The organism is Pedobacter aquatilis (assembly GCF_030409415.1).
In the GTDB taxonomy this organism is placed as follows: Bacteria; Bacteroidota; Bacteroidia; order Sphingobacteriales; family Sphingobacteriaceae; genus Pedobacter; species Pedobacter aquatilis.
Map to the genome: position 1 here is coordinate 1 of NZ_JAUFPW010000009.1, position 19,329 is coordinate 19,329.

The window sequence follows — 19,329 nt, forward strand, 5'->3', positions numbered from 1 at the left end:
CAATGTTTACCTAGCCTCAAATGGCCTCACACGAACAGTCAATATATTTTGCATAACAACAATATAATGACCTTTTTAAAATTCTCAGTAAAAATAAAAGCCTCACAATACTTGCAAGGCTTAATCATTAGAAAGTGAAATCTATTTTATTAGGTTGTATAATTCATCCAACTTAGGTGAGAGTACAATTTCTATTCTTCTGTTTTTACTTCTGGCTTCTGCAGATGAATTTGCGCCTAAAGGTTGAAATTCTCCTTTACCAGTAGCAGTCATTCTCACACTTTCTATCTTTTCATTATCAGTTAAAAAACGAACAACTGATGTTGAGCGTAAAACACTTAAATCCCAATTATCTTTAATCTGACCTAAATTATTAACTTTTTGATTATCGGTATGCCCTTCTACAGAAATATTAATTTCTGGCTGTTGCTTCAGTACTTTTGCAAGTTCTGTTAAGGCTTGTTTACCTTTTTCATCAATAATTATACTTCCCGATGGAAATAGAAGTTTATCCGTTAATGAAACGTAAACCTTTCCATTTTTAATCTCGACAGTTAACCCACTTTTTGTAAAGCCTAAAAGTGCTTGTTGTAGTTTTTCTTTAAGTTGATTAGTGGCCTCATCTCGTTTACGCAAAACTTCTTCAACTTCTTTTAAACGCTTTTCTCGTGCAGCCAAATCACCTGAGAGCTTGCTTATTTCTGATGAACTATTATTCTTGAGCTTATTGAAATTAGCATTGGTTTCTGTAAAACGGCTCTGTAAATCCCGCAAGTCATCGCCTAACATTGCAGTATCTTTCTTTAATTTACCAACTTCTTTTTCTAGGTTTTCAATTTTTATTAAACCTTCGTTAAAAGCTGTGTAAAGAGAATCTTTAGTTCCAAGTAAGGCTTTATATTTTTTTGGAGAAAGAACTACACACGAAGTAAGTGATGCAGCAAAGAGAACGGTGGTAAAAGCTAAAAAAATATTTTTCATTGTTGTGTGTTGGTTTATATTTAGAAGTATGATAATTAATTAAACTTTTTATTTCTTAATTAATTATTGTTCTAATGCATTTCGCAAAAATGCAACTAAAGGATTAACCGTTTTAAAAGAACTTATTAACTTATTAACGATTGTTGGCTTTAAAAATTCTTCGTCTGCAATTTGGGTTATCGCTTCAAAGCTTTTCAGCTTTAAAAATTCAATATTCGCATCAGAAGGATCGTATCCCTTTGGTGCATTTTTTAAAGCATTACTAAAACCTAGCTTAAATCGGTCCTTAAAATCTTTATCCGTAATAATTTTTTCAAAATCACCGAAATTATAATCTATTTCTTGTCTGATGAGCTTTAAATGAGCCGCGTCTGGCATCCAATAACCACCAGCCAAAAAGCTTTTCCCAGGTTGAATGTGTATATAATAGCCAGGTTCGTTACCACCCTTACTCTTTGCAGAGAACCAAATTCCAAAATTATTTTTATACGGATCTTTGTTTTTACTAAAGCGCACATCGCGATAAATTCTCATTAATGATTTTTTAGGATCAGTATCAGGAGAAATAAGCGGATCAATTTTAGAAAGTTCTGGTATAATTTGAGCAACTAAATTTAAAGCATCAGCTTTAGCTTCTTCATATCGATGTTTATTTTCAGCAAACCACTCTCTATTATTGTTATCAGCAACGTTTTGAATAAAAATGAGTGTGTCTTTTTTTAGCATAATCAATCCTTAAAAGAAAATATAAATAATAAAATTACGGATTATCGTAATATGGCTTGTACTTTATATTTGGTGATAAAATGTGTAGTAATAAGATTCGGGAATACCTATAATTGAATGGATAAAATATAAAGCACCCACTAAATATTGCGATTAAATAAGTCCAGAAGTTTTCGTCTTTAAGCGTTCCAACAGCAAGGTAAGTTAGAAAGCTAACTGAAAGCATTTCGATTACATTCATGGCGTAACTTACATACATTGCCGCGTAAAAGTAACCAGGTTCAATTTCTACACGTTGACCACAATGTGAGCAAACTTCTTTTGTATGCTGAATATTGAAACCATACATACTTCCTGTAAAAATATTGCCTCTTCGGCAATGAGGACATTTTGCCTTTACAATTGCAGAAAGCTTTGAAGTTTTTTCAGACATGCTAATTTAAATTTAGCGGTTCTGACTTCATATTTAGCTGTACATTTTTTTTGCGGTATTTCTTATACCAAATAATACCAACAACAGTTGCAAGTAAATAAGGGATAACTAAGAGATAAATAACACCAGTATTTAAACCTGCTGCTTGCGTATTTCCATTTTTAACGCCCTGCTCGGCATTAATAGTACACATAGCGCATTGGGCTTGTACATTTGCTGCAAAAAATAAAACGCAGGCAATTGAAAATAAGATAAAAGTGAATGTCTTTTTCATCTTTGCAAATATAAGATTTAACGTGTGAGGGGTAGCAAAAATTATGTCATAAAAAAACCCCGCTGATAAGGCGGGGTTATTAGAAATATCTAATATTCTGGTGTTAGCTTTTCTCCGCTTAATTTTCTCTTCCACATAATGAAAAAAATTAATAGAAACACATTAATTATTATAAACAAATACGAACCTTCATAAACCCAAGAAATAAGATTCAATAAAATCAATAAGCTTGGCGAAATCTTGAACTGTCTATATTTTTTATAATTGAACTGATAATCACAAAAGCATAATACCACAATTACAGTTCCCATTAAAGTACTAGTTACTTTTAGCAATTGATAAATGGGTGTTTCTCTTATCAAAAGAAAACATACATGATTAGAAATAAACATAAGCATACCTAATACTTGGCGAATAATTATTTTCATAAATTAAGTAAATTTAGGCTTCCGAATATTCCGGAAGCTTAATTATGCCTTCTCATTTATTATAAAATAACTAATTTTAAACTTTCATCAGCATTGGCATAATATCCATTTGGATAGGTAGCATTTGCTGCTTTGAAGGTCAATTCTTTAAAAGTAATCCCATCAACATTATATTCTTTGAAACCTGCAATTCCGGTATCGGTTGGCCTGAAAGAATAGTTACTGCTACCTGCTAACAAGCCATTGTAAACGCCCCATGATAAAGATGTACTTTTAGTTGCTGTTACAAAGCGGAAAGAGTTTGCATTGTAAAAACGGTTGAAAGAGGTTCGGTACCTGGCAATTAGAGCAGGTACTCCTGCGGCATCACCAGGAACAGGTAACATTATTAATGTACTGTTTCTTTTTCTTCCTTTTAAAATTACTGAATCAGCTGTAGCCTTTACTACTAAAAATTCTATATCTCCTCCCAATCCTATATCAGAAGCTCCCCAATTGCTAAGTCTCCCTGGCAAAGCAAAGTAATCTAAAACAGAGTTGTAGGTATCAAAAGTTAATATTGGTCCAGCGCCAGGATAAACTTTATAGGTGCTGGTAACATTTCCAGTTGTATAATCAGCCTGCATATTTATATCGGTAGGGGTTGTGAAATTCATAAATAAATTAACGCCCCCATAGGGTGCATCTGCACCTGGAAAGTATTGAAAAACCCAACCATTAGGTTTACTTCTTAATATGGTTTGTGCATGGCTAACCGCTGCGTTTAAACGTATAGTTGGGCTATCTTCAAATATTCTGTCTTTCTTCTTATCGCAGGCTGCGAACAAGAGCACAACAGATATTAAAACTAAAAAATAATTTCTTTTCATTGTATAATTTCTTATAATGTTGTCTGATCAAATGTGGCTAAATTGGCTTTTCTGTTTACAATATTGGCTCTTAATACATCCATATCGATATTCCAAACCGTTTGCATATAGTTTTTCACCAGCATTAATTTGTTATTGATAATGGTTCTACCTGCAGCAGTGCTACCAGACACATTCAGCATTGCATTAAACTGCGTAGCGGATAATGTTATATAAAAAGAAAATAATTCAGCAAAATCCTCTTTTGCAGAATTACTTGCGTAAGGAGAAATGAAGCCTGCAGCTATCGCCGCTCCAATCCCTGCTGCAGTATTCGGATAAACGGTATTCCAAACATCATCTACATAAGCTGTTCCTGATATTGTTTGAAAACTGGAAGGAAAATCAGTAGTTTGATTTAAAATATGCTGAAACTCATGATGAATAGTATGAAAATAGCTATCCGTTAAAAATTCGGCATTAATACCTGTTGTAGCATTGAGTGCATTTACTTCATAAAGCGTTATTTTCTTTGCACCTTCTGCAGTTCCTACAATCCGGGTACCGTTATTATTATAAGCTGCCTCGCCGATGAAATTGATTAATTTGGGAAAATAGCGTTTTATGAAAGCCTTGCTTCCTGTTACATCATCATAAGGCTCGAAACCTAAATACTTAAATAATTTGGTTAAACGAATAGAACTATTATAACTTGCCGGCACCAAATTATAATTCAAATTAGATTCCTTATCTACGTATTTATATAAAATATCTACATTATAGTTCAGTATATAATTGTTATAAATGTAATTATCTAATGGATTTTTCTCCGTTGATGAATCAACAAAAACGCTGTTTGAATCTAATTTTTCCTTTTTACAAGCGCTTGTAATCAATACGCTTGAAATAATAAGTAAATAAATTTTATTGTATTTCATAATTATCTTGGATTAGCAGTTAAACCTGAACTTATAACATCCTGTGGTAATTGCAAGGCACGTCTATTGTCTCTTACACTTAAAGTGTTAGTACTAATAGGCCCAACCGTATTTGAAACGATTGTTCTTCTGGTTATTTCTATACCATAACGTTTCACATCGAACCAGCGTAAACCGGTATGTAGTGTTTCTACTCTTCTATAAAACAGAACTGCATGGAGCATATTTTCTTGTGTTCCGGCTTCTATTGCATATTCAGAGTTAAATTTCTTTTTACCTGTAGATACTGCTGCAGTTGAATATGCTCGTCCATTGGCCCAGGTGTTAATCATTACCTCAGTTAAAACAGGATTTGTATTGTAGGTATTATTAACGAAAAGTTGCATATCGGCGATAGCGGCTGAGTAATTTTTCAAATGAATGTTTGCTTCAGCCCGCGTTAAAAGAGCTTCTTCGGCGGTGAATGGTGTAAACACGCCATGAGCATAGCCTATGCCCGCAACAGGATCTGTATATTCAAACTGATAGGAGGCATGTGGCAAGAGCACTTTATCCAAATTAGCTCCAGAATATGTGTATGTACGAATTCTATATCCAGCATTTGTAATACCATGCGGGGTAGCTGATAGAAGTGTTTCTCTTCCTGCGATGTATGCACCGTGAGAATATCTACTACCTGTAAAATAGTTTCCAAAAATAGTACCTATGGCCGATGCTGGTGTACTAATTAAGAAATTTGCCTTGATATTACTAGAATTGTATTCTCTGGTCATATTGGCAAAAACTGCACTAAAACTTGAAAGTGTTGTCCAATCTCTTAAATAGGCTGATGGCGAATTATTAAATGCAGCAGAAGAATAATTTACCGCTTTTGCCCAATCTCCTTTGTAAAGAAATAATCTTGCGGCAAATGCATTTGCCGCAGATTTGTTAAAATGATATTTTGCCGCATTTGCATTTGAATATGATGCATCATTAATTAATGGTAAACCTTCTTCAATATCCTTAATCATAAAACCGTAAACTTCTGCCACAGTGTTTCGTTGATATTTTGGATTAAGAGTTGTTTCAGATTTGGTCATATAGGTTACGCCTAAATCAGTTGCAGATTTATTTGGAGAATAATGTTGAGCAAATACATTTACCAAAATAAAGTGGCCGTAAGCTCTTGCTACCAATGCTTCACCTCTTTGTGCCGAAAGCGAAGTTGGATTTCCTTGCGCTTCTATAGCAGATAACGCGGCATTAGCGCTAGCTATAGCGCCATAGCAAGAACCCCACAATCTGTCTATTCCATCATTAGAAGTTTCAGTTACATCTTCCCATTTAAATAACTGCTGACTAATTCTATCGCTGTAAGGATTTGATTCTCCGTAATCATCCACGTTATCGGATGATAATTCAGTTGCTAAAACGTAAGAATTTTGAGGATAGGCAGACACTAACATTTTGGAAATTTTTTCCGTATTATCTAGCTCTGCTCTATTATCTGGCAATTCATCAAGGTATTTTTTACATGAAGAAATACTTAAGATTGTAATTGCACTAATGGCTATAAATAAATATTTGTTTTTCATTTTCAATTCAATAATTAAAATCCAACTCTTAAAGTCAATGTGTATTGTTTTGGAATTGGCAGAGCCACACCGCCGGCATTTACAAATTCCGGATCCTGACCGTTTAATTGCCTATCAGCATATATAAGCCATAAATTTGTGGCATTTAAACGTAAGCTTGCTGCCGAAATTCCAATTTTTGCAAGCCCATTTTTTGGAAAATCATAGGATAGTGATATATCTTTTAATCTTACAAAATCACCTTTAGCCACATTTGCTGTAGAATAATTATAAGAATTGTATGCGATTCTATAATTAGCATCGTTTCTTAAATACCTGGAATCTAAAATTACTGGTATGTTAGTTTTCAACTCATCACCAGGTACCGTCCAGGCATCAAAAAATTCTCTTGTATTGGCATCCAAATCTGTATATCCTGTTTTAAATGCTGGATCTAAACGAACAACGTTGCCATATGAGTAGGTTACAAAAACATTTAATTTAAATGCTTTGTAAGCGAAAATATTCCCAAAGCTTCCTAAATGGGTAGGTTCCAAGGTTCCTTCATATTTTAAGAAATCTACTTTGTCTCTATTTTGAAGATAAACTCCAGAAACAGTTGTAGAACCATCGCTATTAGTGAAACGTGGCAATCCATCACTTTGCAAGCCTACAAATGGAATAGAGAATAAAGAGCGTGCAGCATAACCTTCCAAACCATAGCCCCTGCCGGTAATTAAATCAATTACTCTAGCATTATTTTCAGATTGAGTTATTTTATTTGTAGCGTGGGTGTAGATAAAGTTAGATGTCCATGAGAAATTACCTTTTTTTAGAAGTGTTCCGGCAATACTTACTTCGATACCGCTAGATTTCATATCAGCCACATTACCATATTTAGTAATTTCCCCACCTAATCCCTGCGTATTTACTATCCCAATTAAATCAAAATTATTTCTCTTGTAATAATCGACATCAACAGCTAATCTATTTTTGAATAAGCTAAAGCTAGTACCTAAATTTAATTCATGTTTTTTCTCGTAGGTTAACTCCGAATTCTCTAAATCATCTAGTTCTAAACCTGTTTCTCTATCTGCAGCTGTTGGTCTCCATGGGTTATAACTCGAATAAATTGCCTGAGAATTTGTTACATAACTTGGTCCTCTATTTGCCGATAAACCATAGGATCCTTTAAATGTTAAACTGGAGAATGGTGTATTCAGCTTTTGGAAAAAGTCTTCCTGCATTACATTCCAAAGACCGGATACACTCCATGTAGGTAACCATCTAGCTGTTCTAGATTTACCTAAACGATTGCTTCCTTCATATCTACCAGTAGCTTTGATGGTATATTTATTATCAAAAGTATAAGCACCTTCACCGAAGAATGCAACCTCTTTACTTCGGGTATTGCCAACTCTAAAATATTCAGTATTTTCTTCTGAAGCTCTTTTGAATATACGGTAATCGGTAAATGGAATTTCTCCTAATCCATATTGCAAACCCCAACCCCTATTCCAATTATTGTTTCTGGTAATAGAGCTTAATGTAGAACCAGTTACAAAATCAACTGTATGTTTTTCGGCGAAAGTTTCGTTATATTGAGCGGTAAAGCGGAAATCATCACTCGTCATTTTGTAGTCTGTACGATTATATATACCACCAGCTGGTAGAATAGTTACTGGTACTGCATATAAAATACTCGGATCTGTGTATAAATATGGATTAGCATCTCTTATAATAGTTGTGCCCATTGCTCTGTAAGCCATTGCTTGGTTAGACTCGTCTTTAATGTAGTGCTGTTGAGATGTTTGCTGATATCTAGTAGAAGCTAAAAATCCGAAATCCAGGGTTTTTAATGCCTTCCATTTTAATTCGCCTTGAAATTTAACATCTGCAACATTTACATCCATGTAATTATTTTCCATCTCTTTCAAAATGTTGAATGGAGCATAATTTCTTGTATATGTTTCTTTGGGATCTAATGTTCTTGATGAATTTAATGCGTAAGAGAAAGGGTTAATATCAAAATCACGACCAACTGTACCAAAAACAACATCAGTTGATTGTCCTAATGTACCTGGAGCTCTTTGATCTCTGTAAGAACCATTTGATAAAAGTGTTAGCTTTAAATTGTTTCGAAGATTATATGTAGCATTAAAATTTGCAGTATATCGTTTAAATTTGCTTTGCTTTGACCATCCTGGATCAGTAATAGCACTTAAGGAGGCATAATATTGAGCCTTCTCCGAACCTGAAGTTATACTCACAGAATGGTTCTGAGCAATATTTGTACTAAATAACTCATTAAACCAATCTGTATTTCTGTATTCAGCCTCTCTTAAATAGGCATTTTTTGCCGCTTCAGTATTTAACAGCTGACCAGAATTAATTAATTGAAACATTTTGCCATAAACACCACTACTCGCTGCGTTTGATACACTAGAATTGTTTAACCATCCTCTCTGTTCCAACATTTGATAAACCCCCATTTGCTCTTGCGAGTTCATGATGTTGTAGTTATTGTACGATGGAGTAGCACGAGTTGTTAATTCAGAAACATAATTTAACGAACTAACTCCATTTTTGCCTCTCTTTGTTGTGATTACGATAACGCCTCCCATACCTTTGGCACCGTATATTGAGGTTGCTGCACCATCTTTTAAAACTTGGAAAGATTCAATATCATTTGAGTTTAAACCACCAACAGCAGAACTGATTAATGTTAATGCATCTCCAGATGAAAGTGCATCAGAACTTACATCTGCCACATCTTCTAAAATTACACCATCAACAACCCAAAGTGGTTTTGAACTTCCAAAAATTGAGGTTGCTCCACGAACTCTAATCTTAGGCGCAGTACCAAAGGTTCCCGTTGTGTTTTGTACAACAACTCCAGCTACTCTACCATCTAACATCCTACTTGGATCAGGCAAGCCGCCAATTTCAGCATCAGTAACTTTTAGGTTTGAGGTAGCTCCTGTAAATGTTCTTTTATCCACCTTTGTACCCATACCGGTTATTACAATTTCATTTAATTGATTGGCATCATCCTGAAGCGAGATATTAATTGTCGATCTACCATTAACAGATATTTCGATGCTTTTATAGCCAACTGAAGAAACAACTAAAATAGCATCATCTTTCACCTTAATTTGATATTCACCGTCACCATTCGTAGAAACTGCATTTTTCGCACCCTTTTCTCTAATGCTGACACCGGGCATGGGATTTCCATCCTTCTTATCAGTTACCTGCCCTTTGACTAAAATTTCTTGTTTAATTCTGAAATCCGCATAATTGTTGTACTTAGTTGATGCATAAGCATTTGTAGTAGTAAGAGTGAATAAGTAAAGCAACCCGAGTAGACCATACCGCAATCTTACTACAAACTGGTTGTAGATTTTCTGCATAGAAATTGGTTAATTTTTGTTTAAGCAGAAGCTAAATAAAACAGGATGGCCAGCCCAATAAAAGGGTAAGCGAATTAAGAGCGACTAAAAAATAAATAGTTAGTTAATAAAATTATAAGGGGACAATTTTTTTTCAAAAATATAATTTTATTCCATATACCTCTAAATATTTAGATTTAAATTTTTGAGTTGGCATAAATACATTCTTTTAAAGTAGAAGATAGGATTTTTTCAACAACCAAAAAAGCCTCTGAATATTCAGAGGCTCTTACAATCTTATTAATACTTTAATTTTAATGCTGATAGTAAGGTGATATCATAAGGTAAACAATAACACCAGTTACAGCAACATATAACCACATTGGGTAGGTAATTCTTGCCAGCTTCCTGTGTTTATCAAATTTCTCTGCAAGGGCTCTTACGTACGTAAATAAAACGAAAGGTATTATTATAACAGACAGACAAATATGTGTTATCAGAATAAAATAATATATATATCTAATTGCACCGGTTCCTCCGAATTTTGTACTATCAGCCGTCATGTGGTAGGCTACGTACATCGCGAGGAAAGCAACTGACAAGCAAATCGCAAACTTCATCAGATTTTCGTGACGCTTACGCTTGCCATTTTTTATTGCTGAAACGGCCATCACTAAAACTATTGCGGTTAAGCCATTTACTGCCGCATATATTGGTGGTAAAAAACTAAGTGGTTTTACATCATAACCCAACTTCCTTAAATTTACACCAAACAAAAGTGCAACTACAAGCGGTATCGCGATAGATAAAACAATAATCCACTTATTGTATTTTTTTTCTATTGAATTATCATTCATTGGTTTTATCAAAAAATTAATTTCTATTATCTTCCGTCTTTAATATTTCTCAAATCCTCAGCTACTAAAACTTTAATTTCATCATCCAGTTTAGATAAAGCTTCAGCATTTGTGGCCTCGTAATACCCACGAATTCTTCTGTGGTTATCTATGAGAAGAATTTGGTTTCCATAAATAAATTTAGACTTTCCATCTTGCTTATGATAAATCATATCCAACAACAAACTTTGACGTATGAAAGGATAAGTTTGAAGTGTATCGCCACTCAAAAAATCCCATTTGCCTGGTTTAGCTTTTAAGGACTCAGCCAAGGGCTTAAGATTAGCCGGATTGTCAAATGGATCAACAGAAAGGCTTAAAAAACGGATTAAAGGATTTCTCTGATATCCTTCTTCAATCTTTTGTATGTTGGCATTAATTTCCTTAACAGGACTGGACTTATAAAAGAGATTTAAAACAATGATTTTATCCTTTAAAGGAACCCAATTTATTGTTTCGTTCTCTTGGTTTACTAAACTGAAATTCTGAACAGTGTGATAAATTGTATCGGGTACTTTTTTACCTTTTACTGAATGAAATGTAGAAGCAATTACTTTATCTCCAAATATTGGTAAGGTCTTATATCTGTTTTTCGCAAACTGAGGCAACAAGTAAAAAAACAAAAATCCCGGTATAGCTAGTATGCTTACCAGGATTAATGTTTTCTTTATTGAAAATTTTTTCATTAAAAATTTGGAGTATGGTGGAATAAGAAACCACCTTCAATCAGCATTAAAACTAAAAAGTAAATAATAAAGATAAATGTTACCGTTAGCGAAAGCTGCAATCCGAGTTTTTCGTATTTAAGGTGCATAAAATATGCAACAATGTAAAACGCCTTTAATAAGGTTAATGCAATATAAACAAAGTTACCTACCCCGTGAGACATATAACCTTTTGGTAAAACCCAAAGTGCTATAATAAATTCAATTACAGTAATTAACAATAATATTCCAAAAACCTTCCAGATTTTTCCTTTGGTTAGGCCACCATGTTCATCATGACCTTCTGTATGTGCGTGATTTTCTGACATAATAATATCTTATAATTTAATTAAACCAAATAGAAGAATGTAAATACAAACACCCATACTAAATCTACGAAGTGCCAGTATAGACCAACTTTTTCTACCATTAGATAATGGCCTCTTTTCTCAAAAGTTCCGTTTATTGTCATGATTAAGATGATGATGTTAATTACAACACCACTAAATACGTGAAAACCGTGGAAACCAGTAATGGTAAAGAACAAGTTTGAAAACTGTTGAGCTGAAACTAAAGAAACATCACCAGAAAATAAATGTTTTAAAGTTTCCATTGGAGGAATTTTACCCCATCCAAAACCTTCATGGAATAGGTGTGTCCATTCTAAAGCTTGACAGCCCAGGAACATGAAACCGCCGATAATCGTAGCAATCATCCAGCCAATAACTTCTTTTTTAGAATTTCTGTGACCAGCTTCTACTGCCAATACCATAGTTACCGAACTCATAATCAAAATGAATGTCATGATACCCACGAATACTAATGGCGCACCTTCATCAACAACACCAGGAATTGATTGAAATACCAAATCAGGATCAGGCCATGTTAATTTGGAAAAACGCTGAGCACCGTAGTATATCAACAGCGAAGAAAATGTAAAAGCATCTGATAAGAGGAAAAACCACATCATGATTTTACCATATTCCACCGACCAAGGCGAACGACCACCACTCCATGGTCCTGTTTTAACGTGATCTAATTGTGATACTGAATTCATTTGGAAATAGTATAATAGTTTGTTAACAAATTTAACGGTTCAAAAGTAAAAAAACATACAGATATATCCATAATATATCTATAAAATGCCAAAAAATAGAGGTTATTTCCATACGGAACTTATTTTTGGCTAAAGGAATATTCTTGTAGCTACCAACTAAACTGCTGATTATAAAACCTAAACCCGCAAGAATGTGAAATAAGTGCATTAATGGTACAACATAAATAAATGATATAGCGGCGTTATTTCCAACCAGGGTTGCACCAGTTTTGACCATGCTACCCCATGCTACAAATTGCATAAAGCCAAAACCGAAAGCTAAAATCATGGTGAACCATAACATTTTGCGTTGCAGCTGAAAATTTAATTTTCTTAAAGCTCTTGATGCTAACGTTAAGGTGATGCTACTGGCAATGATTATTAGTGTGCTGTAGATAAAAGCATCTGGTAAAACTAAACCATGCCCTTTACCTTTGGAGGCAGCAAAAACCAAATAATAACTGGTAAAGCCCCCGAACATAATGGTAGATGAAACGACGAAAAGCCAGACAATAAATTTCTTTGGCCTTGGGTCGAATATATCTTGTGTATTTTCCATTGTTAAAATCATAAATAATTATTTTGCAATAAAATCAAATAATAAAACCAACTGTACAGCCGGAATATAAAAAAAGGAACAGAACATAACTTTCTTTGCATCAACAAGTTCTCTGTTGGTTAATAATTTAAAAGCTAAATAGCTAAAAATTAAACCTGCAATAATTGAAATTCCTGCTATAAAATAACCTCCGAAACCGTAAAATGTTGGCAGTAAACTAATCGGAATTAAAATAATTGTACTAATGAAAGTTAACAATGCTGATATTTTATCTCTTTTCTTAGTCGGTAATAATCTAAAACCAGCTTTTTTATAATCATCATCCAAAACCCATGCTATAGCCCAGAAATGTGGAAACTGCCAAACAAATTGGATCAAGAATAATATTAGTGCTATCTTATAATCAATATCTAAAAACAAATCGGACTTTAAACTTCCGAAGGCTGCCAAATATCCGATTAGTGGCGGTAAAGCGCCTGGTATTGCACCAACAAAAACTGCTATTGGAGACTTACGTTTTAAAGGCGTATAAGCAAAAGCGTAAAGTAAGATAGAAAAAACGGATAGTAAGCCGGTTTCTAAGTTAAGGTGCCCCAAAAGCCATGTTCCTAAAAAAGCCATAAATACTCCTAAAACCAAACCTTGCCCAGTAGTCATTCTTCCGGCAGGCATTGGTCTATCTTTCGTTCTGGTCATTAACTTATCCAAGTCAACTTCAATAATTTCGTTAAAGCAATTTGCAGCAGCAGTAACCAAAAATCCACCCGCAATTAAAATTAGCCAGTTCTGCCAGTCAATAGAAGGAATATGCCCTCTGCCAACCTGCATTTTCTGACCAATTAGAAATGAAATTGATGCAGAAAACACTACCGTAAACGATAGCCTGAACTTAACAAGTTTTGAAAAATCTGAGAAAAACTGCTTCAATTTTCTTTATTATTATTGTTTATATGTTTTTGTTCGATAAACCAACAAATACAAATAGAATTGTAAACTAAATAGCAATGTAGAAAACAAAATATGCAATGCTTGCGCAACTGGTGGTAAAGATAGATATGCCAATGCAAATCCGCTAAGCATCTGTATCGCCAAAGTTAGTAAGATAAATCTTGCTGTTAATAATGGCGCAGCTTTTCCACTAAACCTATCGATTACCATTTTGTAAATAACACCATTTGCAATAACTACAAGTATGGCAAAATCCCGATGATATGAAAAGATGCCATTTACTTTAGAAACCCAAGTGTTTCTAGCTGCAAGGGATTTCGCAATAACATCTATCGCTTCTCTAACCTCAGTACCTAAAATAATCTGTGCAATACTTACCGCAAGAGTAAAAAATAAAAATCCTTTTAACCACGCAATGCGATACATGATAACCGAAGGCTCTTTATGTAGCTGTTTAGCATAGCTATATGTATAAATCGAGATTGCTAAAATAACCAAAGCCAAAAGCATGTGAACGGTTACTACCCACTGAGCTAAATTAGTTGATACAACAATAGAACCTAACCACGCCTGGTAGCCAACAACCAATATGTTTACAATGCTAAGTACAATAATTCGCTTTGCTGTTTTCTTATATACCAATGAACAAATTACGGTAAGCAATAGGAATATACCAGCCAAAGCGCCAGCTAGTCTATTTATATATTCCGTCCAGGTTTTGGCAGGATTAAACTCTTCTGGCACAGTAATATTTTTATCATGCCTGATGCTATCTGCCAATTCTTTTTTGCCCATACTTTCCAGGTATTTGGCAAACTTCTCATTCTTCTTAATTCTGCCGGCTACATATTTCTCTTTGTAATTAGCTGGCAATTGAGATACATCAGTAGGTGGAATATACCTGTCAAAACATTTCGGCCAATCAGGACAACCCATGCCTGAACCTGTACTGCGAACAATACCACCGGCAAGTATAACCAATAACGTAACGATAATGGTTATTAAGTTTATTCTGATAAAACGTTGTTCTGATCTATTGATCATATCTATATTAAGATAAAAGGGTATCCGGATAAGCAGAAACTTAATCAGATACCCTTTAAAATTTTGTTAAAGCTATCTAACTAGCCCTTATTTTCTGTCACAGGATTGGCAGTTTCCCAATCTTGTTGAATTTTTTCTGCTTCGGTATTTCCTTCAAAATCGTGAGGTAAATTCGACCTCATTGTTTGAGAGAAAGGAACAGTTTGAGGAATGAAATCTTCTTCATGACCAGGTTTACTGTAATCGTATGGCCATCTGTAAACTGTAGGAATTTCTCCTGGCCAGTTACCGTGGATATGCTCTACTGGTGCTGTCCACTCTAAGGTATTTGATTCCCAAGGATTTTGAGGTGCAACCTTACCTTTATAGATTGAATAGAAGAAGTTCCATAAGAAAGCTACCTGAGCCAATGCAGCCATAATAGCCGCCCATGTAACGAACACGTTAACCGTTAACCATTTTTTCATGAATTCGAATTCGGTGAAAGCATAGTAACGACGTGGAACACCATCTAAACCTAAAAAGTGTAAAGGGAAGAATACTAAATAAGCTGCAATGAATGTTAACCAAAAGTGTAAATAACCTAATTTGGCATTCATCATTCTACCAAACATTTTTGGATACCAGTGGTAAACACCTGCAAGCATACCAAAAATAGCCGCAGAACCCATTACTAAGTGGAAGTGGGCAACTACGAAGTAAGTATCGTGTAAGTTAATATCCAATGATGCGTTTCCTAAGAATAATCCAGTTAAACCACCTGAGATAAAGAATGAAACTAAACCAATTGCAAACAACATTGCAGGAGTGAAACGAATATTACCTCTCCATAGTGTTGCCAAGTAGTTAAAAGTTTTTACTGCTGAAGGAACCGCAATAATTAAGGTTGTAATCATGAATACGCCACCCAACAATGGATTCATGCCTGTTACAAACATATGGTGACCCCAAACGATGAACGAAAGTACAGTAATACCGATTAAAGAGTAAACCATCGCATGGTAACCGAAAATTGGTTTACGTGAATTTACTGAGATAACTTCTGATGAAATACCTAAAGCTGGCATAATTACGATGTAAACCTCAGGGTGACCTAAGAACCAGAATAAGTGTTGCCATAAAATTGGTGAACCGCCTTCGTTTGGCAATACATTAGTTCCCATTACGATATCAGAAAGGTAGAAACTTGTTCCAAAACTTCTATCGAAAACTAATAATACCACACCTGCAACTAATACAGGGAATGATAAAATACCCAAGATAGCGGTTAAGAAGAATGCCCAGATAGTTAAAGGCATTTTCCATAGGTCCATACCTTTAGTACGCATGTTTAAGATTGTACTAACATAGTTAATACCACCCATTAATGATGATGCTACGAAAAGTACCATACTGATTAACCACATTGTCATACCCATACCAGAACCCGGAATTGCAGTTGGCAATGCTGATAGCGGCGGATAAACCGTCCAACCACCCGATGCTGGCCCTGTTTGGATAAAGAATGAAGCCATCATAATCACACAGGCAGTAAAGAAGAACCAGTATGAAAGCATGTTTAAGAATGGCGATGCCATGTCCCTTGCTCCAATTTGTAATGGAATTAATAAGTTACTAAAGGTACCACTTAAACCTGCCGTTAATACGAAGAATACCATGATGGTACCGTGAATGGTCACTAAGGCTAAGTAAAAATCAGATTTAATACGACCACCTTCTGCCCATTTACCTAAAAATGTTTCTAAAAATGGGAAGTTTTTATCAGGCCATGCTAATTGAATACGGAATAAGATTGATAAACCCATTGCAATAACCGCCATAATAATACCGGTTACCAAAAATTGCTTCGCAATCATTTTGTGGTCCATACTGAAGATGTACTTTGATATCAAAGTCTCCTTATGGTGCCCGTGATCAGCGTGATCGTGATTGTGTTCGTCGTGTAATGCTATTGTTGACATAATTCTTTTCGCTCTTCGGTATATTATTTATTTAAAGCCATTTGGTTAGTTGCAACAGCTGCAGAATCTGTAGTTGTTGAGTCTGAACCCGATTCAACAGGTGCAGGTGCCACAGGCAAATTAAATTGTTTTCTTAAATCATCGTTTAAGTAAGGTTTTTGCTCTGCAATCCACTCATCATATTCCTTCTGAGATACTACACGTACAACTTTCTGCATGTTGTAGTGACCAGAACCGCAAATTTTTGCGCAATAGAATAAATATTTGAAATTTGGATCGTTAGTTTTCTGCTGCATCTCTGCAGTTGTGATGGTAGGTGTAAATTCAAAGATGGTTTGCATACCTGGTACAGTGTTTAATTGTACTCTAAAGTGTGGCATGTAAAAACTGTGGATTACATCTTTACTCATTAATAGTAACTTAACAGATTTTCCTACAGGGATAACCATTTCGTCTGCCATTAAATCATCACGTGATTTTAAATCCTTAAAATCAATACCTAAAGTATTCGAAGCTGTAGTTAACTTATAATTTTTAGAACCTACTACACCATCAGCTCCTGGGTAACGGATAGACCATTTAAACTGTTCAGAAGTTACTTCGATTTGCAGTGGCTTGTTATTAGGATCTTCAACTTTGTAGAAAATTGATCTCCATGTTAAGAAACCCATTAACACTAAAACAGTTAAAACTAACGCCGGAACAATTGTCCAGATTTTTTCAATTGTATTATTGTGTGGGTAATAATAAGCTTTTCTTTTTGCAGAGTATTTGTATAAATAAGAAAATCCAAACAATAAGATATGCGTAACAACGAATACAATCGTGGTAATGATTAATGTTAAATTAAACATTTCATCAATACGTTTTCCGTGCACTGAAGCTGCATCTGGTAATAACATCGCTCCATGAACTGTATATTCCCAATATACACCATACAATCCTAAAACTAAGAACAATGCAAATAAGCTTGCGTGTACTCTGTTCCAGTTAATACCTACAGGTTTACCTTGTGCTTCGCGGCTTAATTCATAAACTCTGATGGCTTTACCCACAATTGCAATGAATAAACATATAGCAAGAAATACCAGTACATAAAAAATTACTGATTTATAAACTTCTCCCATATCAACTTTCGGTGCCGCGGCAGCACCTGCTGCTGCATCTTGCGCAAATACGCTCGTGTTAGCAAAAACAGTAAGTAATACTGCTAAAGCTGCGGTCGTTTTATTCGTGATAAACTTTCTTAAACTCATTTTCTTAAAAGTAGTACGCTGTACTTCTATATAATAATTAAATATTCGCTATTATAAACATCAACTAAAGCTGATGATGTAAGCTTTCTTGTAATAAAGGGTGATTCTTTGCAATTAATGGTTTCTTGCTTAAGTTACTTAAAACCGTAAAGGTAAATAATCCAACGAAACCAATTGCAGTACCGATTTCAACAATACCAAATCCGTTGTGTCCATCTTCCACAGCACCTGGCATAATCATTTGGTAATAATCTACCCAGTGACCAAGTAATACTACGATTGAAACAAATAATAACTTAACATCTGTTCTCTTATTGTCTCTGTCCATTAATAATAAAACCGGAGCAAGGAAGTTCATTGCAAGGTTAAGGAAAAACCAGAACTTGTAATATTCAAATCTTTTGTAGAAATAAACAGTTTCCTCAGGCATGTTTGCATAGTAAATTAATAAAAACTGTGCGAACCATACATAAGTCCAGAAGATAGAGAAACCGAAAATAAACTGGCCTAAGTTATGTAAGTGGCTGTTATTAACCCACTGCATATAACCAGCTCTTCTTAATAAGATTAAGATAATTGCGATAGTTGCTAAACTGCTTACCCACATTGCTGCGAAGTTATACCAACCAAACATTGTTGAGAACCAGTGTGCCTCTAATGACATGATTGTATCGAAAGCAAAAATTGGCGTTGTAAAACCATAAATTACTAAAAAGATACAAGCATTTTTAAAACTCTTTCTGTAAGAATTTAAACCACCTGCCAAATCTTCATTGTAAGAATATTTAACAAACATCATTGCGAAGATGCTATAAACTCCCAAAAACACTACCTGACGACCCAAGAAGAAGGGTACATTTAAGAATACTGATTTACCAGCAATTAGCGCATCGTAATTAGGGCTATTTGGATCAGTTAAACCGTCTGCATTCCAGTGGTGGTATAAATTATGTGTGTATAAACCTGCAGAAATAATTACAATAAGAATTACTGCAGCGATAGGCAACGTTTTAGCCATCGCTTGTGGTACACGTAAAATTGAAGCAGACCATCCTGCCTGAGCAACAAATTGAACAGCAAGGAAAAACATACCCGACATACAAACGCATGCAAAGTAATATCCCATAAGTAACAGGTTGGCAAAAGTACGCTCGTGCATAACTTTATCACCAGCTAAGAAACCGTAAGCAATAGCAAGTACACCTAAGGCTATACCAACCATACTTAAAGTTTTTACTTTTCCTGTAAACTCAAATTGTTCACTAAAATTAATATTGTGAGTTCCCATT

General features: G+C 34.7%; 18 protein-coding genes. All 18 read right to left on the reverse strand.

Annotated elements, in window-relative coordinates; all coding sequences use genetic code 11:
• Positions 1–141: 141 nt before the first annotated feature.
• Positions 142–981: an OmpA/MotB family protein gene (locus tag QWY86_RS02130; RefSeq protein WP_290238194.1), complete on the reverse strand. Its 840-nt coding sequence runs from the start codon at positions 979–981 to the stop codon at positions 142–144.
• Positions 982–1,044: 63 nt separating this feature from the next.
• Positions 1,045–1,707 carry a DUF2461 domain-containing protein gene (locus QWY86_RS02135; RefSeq protein ID WP_290238195.1) on the reverse strand — a complete coding sequence of 221 codons (663 nt, stop codon included), beginning with the start codon at positions 1,705–1,707 and terminating at the stop codon, positions 1,045–1,047.
• A 34-nt stretch (positions 1,708–1,741) separates the two neighbouring features.
• Positions 1,742–2,140 (reverse strand): DUF983 domain-containing protein, encoded by a 399-nt coding sequence (locus QWY86_RS02140; RefSeq protein ID WP_290238196.1) that lies wholly within the window; start codon positions 2,138–2,140, stop codon positions 1,742–1,744.
• 1 nt (position 2,141) lies between these two features.
• Positions 2,142–2,549, reverse strand: coding sequence for a hypothetical protein (locus tag QWY86_RS02145; RefSeq protein ID WP_290238197.1), 408 nt, complete (start codon positions 2,547–2,549; stop codon positions 2,142–2,144).
• Between the two features lie 352 nt (positions 2,550–2,901).
• Positions 2,902–3,711, reverse strand: coding sequence for a DUF4302 domain-containing protein (locus QWY86_RS02150; protein ID WP_290238198.1), 810 nt, complete (start codon positions 3,709–3,711; stop codon positions 2,902–2,904).
• Positions 3,712–3,722: 11 nt separating this feature from the next.
• Complete coding sequence (locus QWY86_RS02155) at positions 3,723–4,628, reverse strand: zinc-binding metallopeptidase (RefSeq protein ID WP_290238199.1); 906 nt, start codon at positions 4,626–4,628, stop codon at positions 3,723–3,725.
• A 2-nt stretch (positions 4,629–4,630) separates the two neighbouring features.
• A complete protein-coding gene (locus QWY86_RS02160) occupies positions 4,631–6,205 on the reverse strand; it encodes a RagB/SusD family nutrient uptake outer membrane protein (protein WP_290238200.1) in 1,575 nt (524 codons plus the stop codon).
• Between the two features lie 14 nt (positions 6,206–6,219).
• Positions 6,220–9,597 carry a SusC/RagA family TonB-linked outer membrane protein gene (locus tag QWY86_RS02165; RefSeq protein WP_290238202.1) on the reverse strand — a complete coding sequence of 1,126 codons (3,378 nt, stop codon included), beginning with the start codon at positions 9,595–9,597 and terminating at the stop codon, positions 6,220–6,222.
• A 293-nt stretch (positions 9,598–9,890) separates the two neighbouring features.
• On the reverse strand, positions 9,891–10,433 hold the full coding sequence (locus QWY86_RS02170) for a DUF420 domain-containing protein (RefSeq protein WP_290238204.1): 543 nt from the start codon (positions 10,431–10,433) through the stop codon (positions 9,891–9,893).
• 26 nt (positions 10,434–10,459) lie between these two features.
• On the reverse strand, positions 10,460–11,158 hold the full coding sequence (locus QWY86_RS02175; protein WP_290238206.1) for an SCO family protein: 699 nt from the start codon (positions 11,156–11,158) through the stop codon (positions 10,460–10,462).
• Positions 11,158–11,505, reverse strand: coding sequence for a cytochrome C oxidase subunit IV family protein (locus QWY86_RS02180; RefSeq protein WP_290238208.1), 348 nt, complete (start codon positions 11,503–11,505; stop codon positions 11,158–11,160). Before QWY86_RS02180 ends, QWY86_RS02175 begins: the two co-directional genes overlap by 1 nt.
• Before the next feature lie 20 nt (positions 11,506–11,525).
• Positions 11,526–12,233 carry a cytochrome c oxidase subunit 3 gene (locus tag QWY86_RS02185; protein WP_290238210.1) on the reverse strand — a complete coding sequence of 236 codons (708 nt, stop codon included), beginning with the start codon at positions 12,231–12,233 and terminating at the stop codon, positions 11,526–11,528.
• Between the two features lie 31 nt (positions 12,234–12,264).
• The gene (locus QWY86_RS02190) at positions 12,265–12,831 is read right to left on the reverse strand and encodes a cytochrome c oxidase subunit 3 (RefSeq protein ID WP_290238212.1); all 567 of its coding nucleotides are present in this window, start codon (positions 12,829–12,831) and stop codon (positions 12,265–12,267) included.
• An 18-nt stretch (positions 12,832–12,849) separates the two neighbouring features.
• On the reverse strand, positions 12,850–13,758 hold the full coding sequence (cyoE, locus tag QWY86_RS02195; protein WP_290238215.1) for a heme o synthase: 909 nt from the start codon (positions 13,756–13,758) through the stop codon (positions 12,850–12,852).
• Positions 13,759–13,770: 12 nt separating this feature from the next.
• On the reverse strand, positions 13,771–14,823 hold the full coding sequence (locus QWY86_RS02200; protein ID WP_290238217.1) for a COX15/CtaA family protein: 1,053 nt from the start codon (positions 14,821–14,823) through the stop codon (positions 13,771–13,773).
• An 80-nt stretch (positions 14,824–14,903) separates the two neighbouring features.
• Positions 14,904–16,784 (reverse strand): cytochrome c oxidase subunit I, encoded by a 1,881-nt coding sequence (locus QWY86_RS02205; protein WP_290238219.1) that lies wholly within the window; start codon positions 16,782–16,784, stop codon positions 14,904–14,906.
• A 23-nt stretch (positions 16,785–16,807) separates the two neighbouring features.
• On the reverse strand, positions 16,808–18,040 hold the full coding sequence (locus tag QWY86_RS02210) for a cytochrome c oxidase subunit II transmembrane domain-containing protein (protein ID WP_290238222.1): 1,233 nt from the start codon (positions 18,038–18,040) through the stop codon (positions 16,808–16,810).
• Positions 18,041–18,104: 64 nt separating this feature from the next.
• Entirely contained in the window at positions 18,105–19,328 is a 1,224-nt protein-coding gene (locus QWY86_RS02215) for a quinol:cytochrome C oxidoreductase (RefSeq protein ID WP_290238224.1), read from the reverse strand.
• Position 19,329: the final 1 nt, after the last annotated feature.